12 protein-coding genes and 1 pseudogene are annotated in these 11,469 nt (G+C 63.4%); 5 read left to right on the top strand and 8 right to left on the bottom strand.

What is annotated here, in order from left to right:
• The 5 genes from WDW90_RS31295 to ctrA form a co-directional block, all read right to left on the bottom strand.
• Positions 1–138: transposase (locus WDW90_RS31295; protein WP_336491455.1), on the bottom strand; the 138-nt coding region annotated here is incomplete at its 3' end.
• Between the two features lie 328 nt (positions 139–466).
• The gene (locus tag WDW90_RS31290; protein ID WP_336491454.1) at positions 467–598 is read right to left on the bottom strand and encodes a hypothetical protein; all 132 of its coding nucleotides are present in this window, start codon (positions 596–598) and stop codon (positions 467–469) included.
• A 371-nt stretch (positions 599–969) separates the two neighbouring features.
• Entirely contained in the window at positions 970–1,392 is a 423-nt protein-coding gene (locus tag WDW90_RS31285) for a YidH family protein (protein ID WP_336491453.1), read from the bottom strand.
• Positions 1,393–1,732: 340 nt separating this feature from the next.
• Positions 1,733–3,745, bottom strand: a complete 2,013-nt coding sequence (locus WDW90_RS31280; RefSeq protein ID WP_336491452.1) for an OPT family oligopeptide transporter — start codon at positions 3,743–3,745, stop codon at positions 1,733–1,735.
• A gap of 1,394 nt (positions 3,746–5,139) precedes the next feature.
• Positions 5,140–5,835, bottom strand: a complete 696-nt coding sequence (gene ctrA, locus WDW90_RS31275; protein WP_336491451.1) for a response regulator transcription factor CtrA — start codon at positions 5,833–5,835, stop codon at positions 5,140–5,142.
• A 561-nt stretch (positions 5,836–6,396) separates the two neighbouring features.
• Here ctrA and WDW90_RS31270 point away from each other — a divergent pair.
• Complete coding sequence (locus WDW90_RS31270; RefSeq protein ID WP_336491449.1) at positions 6,397–7,380, top strand: L,D-transpeptidase family protein; 984 nt, start codon at positions 6,397–6,399, stop codon at positions 7,378–7,380.
• A 24-nt stretch (positions 7,381–7,404) separates the two neighbouring features.
• Here WDW90_RS31270 and WDW90_RS31265 read toward each other — a convergent pair.
• Both WDW90_RS31265 and WDW90_RS31260 read right to left on the bottom strand, forming a co-directional pair.
• A pseudogene (locus WDW90_RS31265) lies at positions 7,405–7,575 on the bottom strand (helix-turn-helix domain-containing protein); the annotation flags it as partial.
• Between the two features lie 26 nt (positions 7,576–7,601).
• A complete protein-coding gene (locus WDW90_RS31260) occupies positions 7,602–8,042 on the bottom strand; it encodes a hypothetical protein (RefSeq protein ID WP_336491448.1) in 441 nt (146 codons plus the stop codon).
• A 600-nt stretch (positions 8,043–8,642) separates the two neighbouring features.
• Here WDW90_RS31260 and WDW90_RS31255 point away from each other — a divergent pair.
• From WDW90_RS31255 to WDW90_RS31240, 4 genes are all read left to right on the top strand, one after another.
• Positions 8,643–9,140, top strand: a complete 498-nt coding sequence (locus WDW90_RS31255; RefSeq protein WP_336491447.1) for a hypothetical protein — start codon at positions 8,643–8,645, stop codon at positions 9,138–9,140.
• 232 nt (positions 9,141–9,372) lie between these two features.
• On the top strand, positions 9,373–9,699 hold the full coding sequence (locus tag WDW90_RS31250; protein WP_336491446.1) for a hypothetical protein: 327 nt from the start codon (positions 9,373–9,375) through the stop codon (positions 9,697–9,699).
• 86 nt (positions 9,700–9,785) lie between these two features.
• Positions 9,786–10,397, top strand: a complete 612-nt coding sequence (locus WDW90_RS31245; RefSeq protein WP_336491445.1) for a 5-formyltetrahydrofolate cyclo-ligase — start codon at positions 9,786–9,788, stop codon at positions 10,395–10,397.
• A 389-nt stretch (positions 10,398–10,786) separates the two neighbouring features.
• Positions 10,787–11,002, top strand: a complete 216-nt coding sequence (locus WDW90_RS31240; RefSeq protein WP_336491444.1) for a hypothetical protein — start codon at positions 10,787–10,789, stop codon at positions 11,000–11,002.
• Positions 11,003–11,102: 100 nt separating this feature from the next.
• Here the strand turns inward: WDW90_RS31240 and WDW90_RS31235 are convergent, their stop codons facing one another.
• A complete protein-coding gene (locus tag WDW90_RS31235; RefSeq protein WP_336491443.1) occupies positions 11,103–11,294 on the bottom strand; it encodes a hypothetical protein in 192 nt (63 codons plus the stop codon).
• Between the last annotated feature and the right edge of the window lie 175 nt (positions 11,295–11,469).

Raw genomic sequence — 11,469 nt, 5'->3', positions numbered from 1 at the left:
TCGCCACTTGGCCCCGTTCTGATGCCGCCAGAGGATGGCCGAGATCGTGCGGCGCAGATCCTGCGGCGGCGTCTTGCCCCTCGGCCGGCACGCCTCGATCAGCGGCTCCAGCTTTCTCCATTCTGCGTCGTCCAGCATCACTCCTCCCAATCAGGAGGAGCAAAACGCCCGCACACGGAACACGTTCAAGGCCGAACAGGCCGTAGCTGCTGCTCAACACAGGCGAGCCAGTGAGACGTACTCTGCTGCGCCGGCCCGACATCCGTAATCTGCGTATATCAGCCTGCAACGGCGGAGGCCTGCCCCCTTATTGATGGTGGCCGGGAGCCGATGCGGTCCGGTGTACACGCGCGTTCTCGACCAGCCACTTGGTCGTAGGCCAGACAAACACCCGAAGTACGCTTGACGGGCGCCGAGGCGCACCCCGTCGGCCGCAGCCGTTGGGCTCGCGAGGTGGACCTGAGCCCTATTTCCGATTGGCCGATTTGACGGCCGCGCTGACCATGTCCTTCGTGGATGGCGCTGCCGCAATCGTCTTCGGTACCGGCTTCTTCGGCTTCTTGGCTTCGCGGTTTCCGTGCTTTTTCTCCGAGGCCATGTTCAACCTCCTCTTGTCGCCCAACCATCATCGCACGGTTTGCGAAATCCGCGACCTGAGAACCGTGATCGTCTGCAGACCGAGGCACGACAGGAGGGTCGGGTAGAGGGCCGCATCTGCGGCAGCGAGCGGCACAGTCAGATCGCGACCGTGCCGAGCCAGAACGTCGGCCGCATTGGGCTCGTCGCATGAAGCCAAGGAGCCCTCGGGAGGGTACGCCCGTCGGAAACGGCCTTTGCCCTTCGACGGAGGGGGCAACCCCGGGGATAACAGGGACAAGAGGAACACGATCACTATAGCAATGCCCCGGTTGTACCCGGCCTGAAGAGCGCGGCCGCTCGAAGTCCGCCCGGCGCGAGCATGTCAGGGGTCTACCCGAACCAGATGCCGGCGATCGCGGTGAGAGCAACCAGGGCCAGGAAGCTGTTGACGGCGACAAGGACCGCAGGCGGCAAGCGCGGGACGTCTGGGTTCGGAGGTGGCGCGCCGACGAACAGCTGGCGCCACACGCCCGCGACGAAGCAGAAGGCGCTGAAGAGGATCAGGACGGTTCCGAAACCGATGATCATCCAGCCCGGCACAACTCCCTCCAGCAGCTTCTTGGCTCCGATGCCGCTGGCGAGGGCAACCAGGCCGGTGCGCACCCACGCTGCGTAGGTGCGCTCGGCCGCGAAAACGGTCCGGTCTGCTGCCAGCTCGGTTCTTCGGTCGGCACTGTCCTTGGTGACCTGCGCGGCAGCTGCCGTGTGCTGTGCCGCCTGTTTCGTCTGCTCCGCGGTGTCCTTCTGGTCCATCTCTGCTCCACACCTCATTGATACAACCGATGCAGCGCAACCGTGCCATCTTGGCCCGACTCACCGCCGGGATGCGATAGCGTTGAGGCCAGGCATGGGGGCCTACATTGCCCGAGATGGGTATTCGGACGCATGCGTCACTCGCTGACGGACACCGAGGGGCATCTTCCGATGCAGGCGATCTCACCCGCCAAGCGGCACGGCAGCGATCGGTCATAGCGCTGCTGCGGGCGTCACATCGCGTTCGGCCACTCCTGCCGCACTGCTTCGCAAACTGGGCCCCCGGGCGGCCAGTCACGTTCGCGAAAATAAAAAGGACGACCGGGCCTTGGCCGGAGATCTAGCCTCGGGTCGATATAGCGGGCGTCGGTGCGCGAGAGACCAACAAATAGAACAGAACGAGCGCGGTCACGAATGTGATGGCCCCAAGCCAAGTGGCAAAGGCGGCGAAGTCAGGGCCAGCAACGGCCAGCGAGGAGTTGCGCCCCGTGATCGTGTCGGCCGCCGCCAAGAGCACACCGACAAAGCTCTCGCCGACCAGGAAGCCTGAAGCCAGGAGAATGCCGCGGCGGTGCACGGGCTCGACGACCGTCTCGACTGTTTGCGCTCGAGCCCGAGCCTGATGCTGGAGAGAGCGTGTACTCAGCCAGCTGATGACGCCTCCAACCGCAATCGTCATCTCCACGTTGAGTGGCAGGTACATGCCGATCCCGACCGTCAGGGCGGGGAACGAGAGGTTCCGGCGGCGCAGCCAAGCCTCAATCCCGACGAACACGGCACCCAGTCCCATGCCGATCAGGACCATGGTCCAGGGTAGCTGCCCGTGGACGATGCCGCTGGCGATCTGCGTTATCAGGGCGGCCTGAGGTGCCGGGAGCGCGGCGCTCGCCTGCATGCCTTCCCGCGGCATCGATCCGACGAAGCCGTAGGCCTGATAAAGTAGCGAGAGCAGCGGCGCGATCACCAGCGCACCGATGCTGACGCCCACGATCAGTGCAATCTGCTGACGCCACGGTGTCGCGCCGACGAGCTGACCAGTCTTGAGGTCCTGAAGGTTGTCGTTGGCGATCGAGGCGATGGTGACGATCACGGAGGCGACGAGCAGCGCCATGCCGATCACGAAGCGGCCTCCCTCGGGCCCAGCGGCGCGGCCGATGAGGACCGGTAAGAGGATTGCCACGACTATGGTCGTGAGGATGCCGATGCCTGAGATCGGGCTCGACGATGAGCCGAGAAGGCCTGCCAGGTACCCACAGGCGGCTGCCATCAGAAACTCAAACGAAACGATGAAGAGTGAAGCCGTGACGATCAACACGGAATAAAGGCGGCCAAGCCCCGTACCGGCAGCAAACCAGGCGATGAGACCTGCCAGCGGCAGCGCCAGACCAGCCGCAGCGGCAGCGACCCAGGTGATGGGAAGGTCGCGGTCCTGGCGCGGCAAGTCGCGAAGAGCCTGACCGGAGCGCGCGGCACGGGCGGTGTCGAGGGCCGAGCGGATGCTGGCGAGAATGGGCGAGGCGAGCGTGCCGACGGTCCAGACGCCACCGACTGCGATGATGCCTGCTCCGATCAGCCGGACCTGCTCCAACCAGACTGCCTCGGCGATCTCTGCCGGCGTGGCCCCATGCCCCTCTCCGAAGGCCGTGAGAAGAGGGACCGCTATCCCCCAAGCAATGGCAACACCGGCCAGCAACGCGAGACACGCGCCGATGCCAACGAGATAGCCGACCCCGACAAGCGCGAGGGAGAAGCCGGTGCCGAGGCGGAAGATGGCGGGACCGGCGCTGGCGGTCGCGTGAATGCCCTCCGCGAGGAGCTTGAGGCCACTCGTGGCAAGAGCAATCGTGCCGGCCACCGCTGATGCGCCGAGGAGATCGCGCAAGCCTCTGCCGCCGTCGCCCGCCTCGCCCGCATGCAGAACCTCGGCTGCGGCTTTGCCCTCGGGGTAGGGCAGCTTGCCGTCGGCGACCATCGCGCGCCGAAGCGGGATGGAATACGCGACGCCGAGCAAACCGCCGAGGAGGCAGACGGCCGTCGTCTGCCAGAAGGGGAAGCCCTGCCAATGGCCGATCAGGACGAGGCCGGGTAAGACGAGGATAACGTTGCAGAGGGTGCCGGCTGCTGAAGCCTGCGTCTGCACGATATTGTTCTCCAGGATGTTTGTGTTCCCGAACAGGCGCAGCAAACCCATGGAGATCATTGCGGCCGGGATCGAGGACGAGAACGTCATTCCGGTCTTCAGGCCCATGTAGACGTTGGCGGCCATGAAGATGGCGATGATGCCGGCGCCGAGCAGCAGGCCGCGCCAGGTGAGTTCCGACGCGTGCAGAGAGGGGTCGGTCCGGGCGTCCATTTGGCTTCCTGTCCGCTGTTGGACGCCAGTGCGGTGAAGCGCGCCGGGCGCTCACCCTGACGATGGCTCGGCTACGAACACTGGCGACAACGCAAATATCGAGATCGTGATCCGCTCATTGCCGGTTGCGAGCGGCTTCTTCCAACGTTGGAAGGGGAGGCCCTATGACGAGCTCAGAGCCCACGAAGCCCGGAGATGAAGCTCGGCCGGGAACACCCGGCACGGGCGAGAAACTGTGCCCGCGCTGCGCAGGATCCGGTCAGGTCGAGGCGAAGACCTGCCCGGAGTGCAACGGCACCGGGAAGGTGATCACCGGCATCGGCGGAGGGTGATCGCGGCCTCAAGGCGCTGGCGCCGCTATCACAGGAGCAGTCATTCCGTCGCGCGTTAGCCTGACACATTCCGCTTTCCACTCTCGTACCCCTGCGGTGGCGCGAACGATCGCGTCAGAGCCGAGGCGCGCTGGCAGTGGAGGGCCGAGCAGGCCTGCCGCATTCATCCATATGCGATGCGAGTGGGGCTACTTGCCGCGATCCTTGTCGCTGCTGGTCAACCTTTACCTATCATGCGTGGCAGCATCGGAACGAGGTTGGCTACGACGTTCGGCTTGAAGATAAATTCTGCACCATCCGACAGCGGACCCGCCGTCTGGTCCGAGTGCCCGGACATCAGCACGAGTGCGAGCTCCGGCCGAAGGCTCCGCGATCTGTGCGCTAGCTCCCAGCCATCGATCGCGCCGGGTAAATGTGCGTCCGTGGTGGGAGCCGACGCCTCGGAGGCTGGAAGCAGCTGCAGAGCCCAACTTCAAAGCAGCGGACTGGCTTTGCTGCAGAAGTCCCGCCGCCGTCCGGTCTGGATCGGTACTGAAACTCTGGCCGGACGGTGGAAGGTTTGCGAACCTGCCCTTGCCGATCCATCTTCAGCGCATGAGACAGACCCATCCCTCAGCGTCAGCCGGCGACCTGTTTGGCTACGTACAGCCCGCGTCTAGACGACCAACGCTTGTCCATGCCCGTCCGGCCGCGCCCCCGGCAGCCTCTCCGCAATGGGCCGAGTTGTCGGATCGTGAGCTCGCCCGCTGGGCGACAGGACTGGCCGGAGAGCTGGTAGAACGGGTCAGTACGTCGCAAGGTCGTCCGGTACGACCGGAGCTCGAGCGAGCGGTCGAGGAACTCGCAGGCACCTTGGAGCGGCTGAGGCCACAGAGGTCCAGGCCGCGCTCCGGCCGCAGGCCAGCGGCAGCAGCGCCGATCCAGAGCGGCAAGCGCAATGCAATCCGGGCTGCTCTGTCGGCAGGTGTGAAGCCGACCCAGGTGGCCAAGCATTTCGGCCTTCCCCTCTCCGCCATCAGCACGCTGGCCTCAGAGCCAGGAGAGAAGGCGTAGCGGCAGCGCTCAACCGACGGCGGAGCAGGGCAGGGGCTCGCGCAGATGATAGCCACGGCCCCAGACCGTCTCGATGTAGTTCCTGCCGCCCGAGGCGTTGGCCAGCTTCCGGCGCAGCTTGCAGATGAAGACGTCGATGATCTTGATCTCAGGCTCGTCCATGCCGCCGTAGAGCTGGCTGAGGATCATCTCCTTGGTCAGGGTCGAGCCCTTTCGCAGAGCCAGCATCTCAAGCAGCTGGTACTCCTTGCCGGTCAGGTGGACGCGATGGCCGGCGATCCAGGCTTGCTGCTCCCCGAGGTTCACCATGAGATCGTCACAGGCGATCACCTGCTCGCTGTGGCCCTTCGAGCGGCGCACGATGGCGTGGATGCGGGCGACGAGCTCGTCCTTGTGGAAGGGCTTCGTCAGGTAATCGTCGGCGCCGAAGCCGAGGCCCTTCACCTTGTCCTCGATGCCGGCCATGCCGGACAGGATCAGGATCGGCGTCTTGACCTTGGCGACGCGGAGCGAGCGCAGGACCTCGTAGCCCGACATGTCGGGCAGGTTCAGGTCGAGCAGGATGATGTCGTAATCGTACAGCTTGCCGAGATCGACACCCTCCTCACCGAGATCGGTGGTGTAGGTGTTGAAATTCTCGGACTTCAGCATCAGCTCGATGCTCTGCGCCACTGAGACCTCATCCTCAACCAGCAGCACGCGCATGAGCCCGCCCCAATCGTCCAAACCCGCCGGCAATCCGACACGGCAGGCCAGAAGCGCCCTGCCTTGATGCCCACCAACCAGGCGGCCGTCACCGCTGTTTCGGCAACCTTAACAATAAATTGCTCTGGTTAATCGAGCATTGACCCATTCCTCGGCCGGGGCCTCCCTGGGGCCGGTTCACTGTTAAACCCCGGACCGTCTATCGACGCTTCGCTTGCCAGTCCAAGGCCTCGGGGCCTCAACGTCGGCACCACCCCATTCGATGAATTCCCCCTCGAGCCTCCTGTGCTGCCTGTACCCCCGCAAGGGAGATTGGTCCCTATCAGGCCTCAATAGATTCGCTGCATCCCGGGCTCAGCGGCGCGAGATGCAGGGGCGAGCCCTCCTCAACGTCCGTCCCTACGGTCGGCACGCACGCTCCGCCACATCCTCCAGGCAAAACCCGAAACTCATACCTTGCGAGCTACAATCTACAATAGAGTAGACCGGCTCACGCACCGTTTGGAACCACTTAACGTCTCGAGGATTACCAAGGTTCAATGCACGGAAGAGAGACAATCCATGAGGTGCGCTCCAATTGTCCTGATCGCTTGCTGCCTGGCGAGCGGGGCGGAAGCCTTGGCAAAGGAGAGGGGTCTATCTTCCGATGCTGTCAACAAGGCAGAATTCCGGGGCAAATTAGGAGATCGGAACAAAGCTGTCCTGACCAGGGCTGAAGTGTTGCTCGATCGCGCGCACTTTTCTCCGGGCGTCATCGATGGCTCAGATGGCGAGAACGTGCGCAAGGCGATTGCGGCATTTCAGAAGGAGAATGGGCTTCGACCGTCTGGCAGGCTCAACCAGGAGACCTGGAGCAAGCTGAAGGAGCTCTCCCCGGATCAGGCGATCACGGATTACACCCTCACGGAAGAGGATGTGAAAGGCCCCTTCACCGAGAAAATCCCGCCGAAGCTCGAAGAACAGGCTGCCTTAGATCGGCTCGGCTACACGAGCCCGACTGAGCTTCTGGCCGAGAAATTCCACATGAGCGAATCGCTCCTGAAAATCCTGAACAAAGGCAAGAAGCTTGACGTAGCTGGGGTTGCGATCGCAGTCGCGAATGTCTCAACCCTGAATGACAAGCAGAAGGTGAAGGCGTCCAAGATCGAAGTCGGCAAGAGCAGTCATGATGTTCGCGTTCTCGACAAAGAGGGTAAGCTCATTGCGTTCTATCCCGCCTCGATCGGGAGCACGGAGAAGCCTGCACCGAGCGGTCTCTCCAAGGTGACAAAGATCGTGACGAACCCAAACTACACCTACAACCCGGATTACAAATTTAAGGGCGTCGAAGCGCAGGAGAAGTTCACGATCAAGCCCGGCCCCAACAATCCTGTCGGGCTCGTCTGGATCGCATTGACCGGCGAAGGATACGGCATCCATGCTACGCCAGAACCCGACAAGGTCGGCAAGAGCGCTTCTCATGGCTGCGTCCGCCTAACAAATTGGGACGCCCTGCAACTGGCCGGCATGGTAGAGAAGGGAACGCCCGTCGAGTTCTTCGAGTGACCATAAGCTGGTAGAATTCGAGGTGCCGTGAGGGCGCGTCAGGCGCTCCACCCATTCGAGGCTGGCCGACCGGCCTTCAGCCCGCAAGGCGGCATGCACGCGAGGCGCACCGTAGCGACCTTGATGCCCGGAATGGATGCGTCGGACCTCTTCGAAGAGTTGGTGGTTGGGCGCTCTCTCGGGGCATGACCGCCAGTGGAGGTGACGAAACCTCTTGGAGCTTAGGTGATTTTGCGTTGCCGGTACTGCTCCGGCGGCTGTGGATTGTTTGCAGGATTTGTGTCTTGCTTTGACAGCCGCTCGATCAAGTTGCCTCCCACGAGCGGCTGCAGGTCCGCCTCGAGCGCATCCGCCTCGTCTTTGCTGTAAATCTCCCTGCCATTCACATGAAGAGCGAAGGACTTGAGGTGCTTTGCCCGCTTCGCCGGGTCCTCAATGGTGGCTTTGGTCCAGGCATAGAGCGGGTAGGCCTCAATCCCGTGCCGTTCTGCTTCAGCGACGTAGCCTGCGAATGCATCGAACTGCGACATCATCGTCGCATGGTGTTTGGCAAGAATGTCGGCAAGCGGAGCGAGTGCCGGGCTGCCAAGGTCAGTCCGGGCGGTGTCGACGATCTCGTCAGGCAGATAGACCCGCAGTTGATATTGCCACTGCTCGCTCATGCTTTACCCGCTTAAGGTCGCGCCATACCTCGTAAGCGTGAGCCCGCCCTGGTTCGCGGTCAACCCGCGCGGCTGGGCTGTAGCGGTAGCCGGGGGGAAGGGGTCGTTTCAACTGAGGTAATCGAGCCGGGATGATCAACCCAGATGAAAGAGGGCTTGAGCATCCAGCACAGGGGGCGTGGGGTGTAATAGCTCTCGGGTACTTCCAGCCAGGAAAGCCATCCGTCCGAGATTGCGACAGGTTTCGCTGCGGCGCAAGCCCTTCGTTGCTGCACTGCAAGAGTCCATTCTCCTGGCCCACTGATTTTTGCTTGATTCACGGCTCCGCCCGTGAGACCACTTGCTTGTCCGTACAAGGTCTGCGGGAGAGCCCAGGCCGGCGCGAGCCGGTTATGGCGTCGCAGGGCAACCGCCCCCGGAAGCTCTGAGGCACAATCTCGTTTGGCTGGACGATCTGGAGTGCGGCGCAGATTTGCGTCCACCAAAGAGCTGTGCGCAGCCGCCGGGCGGATGGGCAGGGCTCCCAGGGACCCGCGACAGATGGGGGCAGCCGAAGTGCTTGCAGCGGGCATTTCGTGCCCGCCGGTCGTGGGAGGTCCGATGTACTGGTCTGAACCCAATCCCAATTTCGATGCTCCCGGTCCGAACTGGAACCACGAGCCGTCGCGTGCCGAGGTCTTTCAGCAGATCGATGCGCCGCTCTACACAACTGATGCGGATGGCTGGCTGACCTACTACAACGATGCTGCTTCTGCCCTCTGGGGCTTCCGACCCGTGCTGGGCAAGGCCCGTTGGTGTGGGGCTAGGCGCCTATATAGGCCGAACGGATCCCACCTGCCGCATGACTGCTGCCCCTTAGCCACGGCGCTGAAGGAGGGGCATGTCGTGCACGCCGCTCAGATGTTACTGGAGCGCCCGGATGAAACGAAGGTGCTGGTCCAGTCGAATCCGACTCTGCTGCGCGATGCAGCGGGCGCTGTGATCGCGGCCTTCGATATTCTCGAGCTCGTCAGTCAGCCGAAAGCGCAGACCAGCCGAATGGGATTCTGTACAGGACCGCATCTTCTCTCGCCTGGTGTGTGGGCAACTTCAATGTGAAAGCGTCACGTCGGGCCGGAAGTTGCCTTCGATAGGGTCCGGTCAAGCTCTCGCATGATCCAACGCTTTAGGCGAAGTTTCTGAGACCGCGTCATGGCCGCCTCCCGCGAAGAACCAGATCGTCAGACCCGACAGTTAAGAGATAGTTAACGACTCCAACTGTGACGACAGGATGGTCGAAACTGCCGCACCTGTTGCCGAGTGCTTGTTTCGCATGGTGAGGTGACCGCACATGAGCACACACCCGAGTCGTTCCGCGGACGCGTGGGCCGGGATCATCACCGAGGCGTATGCGGCCAGGACGCGGCCGCCCCTGACGCGCCAGCTCCTGGACGAGGTTCGCCAAGTGGTCGCCGAGGCGCTCCGGGAAGCAGAGGCGGCCAACAGCCCGGACGCCGAGTGGTGCGAGCGCGTGAATCTGGTGCTGGATCGGAGTGAGATGTCGCTACATGCGGCTGTGGGGCCTCGGCTTGCCGTGATCGATGATGCTACGGGAACGGCCGTGATGATGCACCGGTCGGAAGCCGGACGGCCGCTGCGCGCTTTTGGGGGGCAGTAGCCAGACTGACCACACGAGGCATCTACGATGGCCAGTAGACCTCGGAGATCGGCAAGGAAGCGGCGGGGAGCGAGACCATGAGTTCCATGAGCGAGGTGTCCAAGATCGCCGGCTCTGGTCCGGCCTTGCCGGCGTCCAATTCGGATTGGCCGACGATCCGCGACTGGCGCAAGGGAACCCGAGACAGGCTGATCGCGCAGCGCATCGGCATCTCCGCCGAGGATCGGGCAGCCTGGAGCGAGAGGATCGGGCGAGTCCTGGCAGCGGCTCTGGAGCCGTATGCCGGCAGGCTGATCGGCTTCTACTGGCCGTTTCGGGGCGAGTATGATCCGCGAGGCGCTCTCACCTCGATGCGCGAGCGCGGCTCACGCTTGGCTCTACCGGTGATCGTCGAACGCGGGCAGCCGCTCGTCTTCCGCGAATGGTCGCCTGGCAGCCTGATGGTGCAGGGCACCTGGAAGATCCCGATGCCCGAGTCCGGAGACTCGGTCTTCCCCGACCTCCTGGTTGTGCCGCTGGTCGGGTTTGACGGCCAGGGCTACCGCCTGGGCTATGGCGGTGGCTTCTATGATCGGACGATTGCCGCGATGCCGGAGAGGCCGCGCACCATCGGTGTTGGCTTCGAACTCGGACGTTTGGAGACGATTTATCCGCAGCCGCACGACATTCCGCTGGAGCAGATCATCACGGAGCGGTGATGCGAACTTCAGACGCTGTTTGCGCCCAGCCTCCTCAGGGAGGGTACAGAGGGTACAGGCGGTACTGCAGGGCGAGAGTGGGCCAGCTGAGGTGGTACAGCAGCTGGGATAGGGTGGTACCAGCGGGCTGGCAGCGACATACCAGTACCTCCTTGTACCCTGCCCGGTACCACCCGACCTTCGAATTCCTTCTTCGGGTAACACCTGTCCCACCTGTACCCTGCTGGTGAGGGCGCCACTCCGCAGACCTTCTCGAATCTTGCCTGCTCGGAAAGTAGGATGGCGCTGCCACATTGGTCGCGATGACACCCAGTCTCACCAGCCACCGCGAGGGCTTCTCTGGTTTCTGATAGAGAACGTTCTCGAGAGGCAGAGGCCGGGAGCGGGCCATGGCAGGAGCGGCCGGTGCCAGGCTTTCTGCCCTCAATCGCCTCATCGCAGAGGGCGAGAAGCGCTGCGCCGAGCAGGTCGAGCAAATCGAACGGCTGAACGAGAACGGACAGAACACCATCAGGGCCATGGGCGCGTTGTGGAGGATCAAGGCCACCCTGGCGGCCCTGCGCGCCCGCCGAGCTTACCTGCAAGCCCGTCGGCTGAAACCATGACCGAGACCTGCGCGACCCGCTCAGCTACCGCACCATCGAGGAGCTGTTCCTGGAGCGCAGTGCCGAGGTCAGGCCCGGCACGCTGAACCTCCCGCAATCGTCAGTCGACGTCCCTGAGCAGGTAAAGTCGTTCGAACTCCTGGGGCGAGACCTCCTCCCCACTGGGCAACTTGATGACAGCCTTGCGGCCGCCCGCCTCGTACTCCCGCGCCTTTCGGTAAGCCTCGGCCGCCTTGTCGAATCGCTGACCCTGCGCACCCGCGGTGGTGTCGGTTACAACGAACGTCGTCATGGCATTCTCCCGTTTGGAGGGAGCCTATCCGACTGGCTTGCGGGAGCAACACGCATCTCTGTGCCCGCTGGTGCGGCTATGGCCTGTCGTGCCCAGCCCCGGGCTTCAGCACGGCACGCGACGGAGGAGAACGACGTTCTGGCGGCACATGGCAGATGCCGATGCGGCCTCCCAC

The sequence above is a fragment of the Methylobacterium nigriterrae genome (assembly GCF_037106235.1).
Taxonomy (GTDB): domain Bacteria; phylum Pseudomonadota; class Alphaproteobacteria; order Rhizobiales; family Beijerinckiaceae; genus Methylobacterium; species Methylobacterium nigriterrae.
This window is presented reverse-complemented; position numbering and strand designations above follow the sequence as displayed.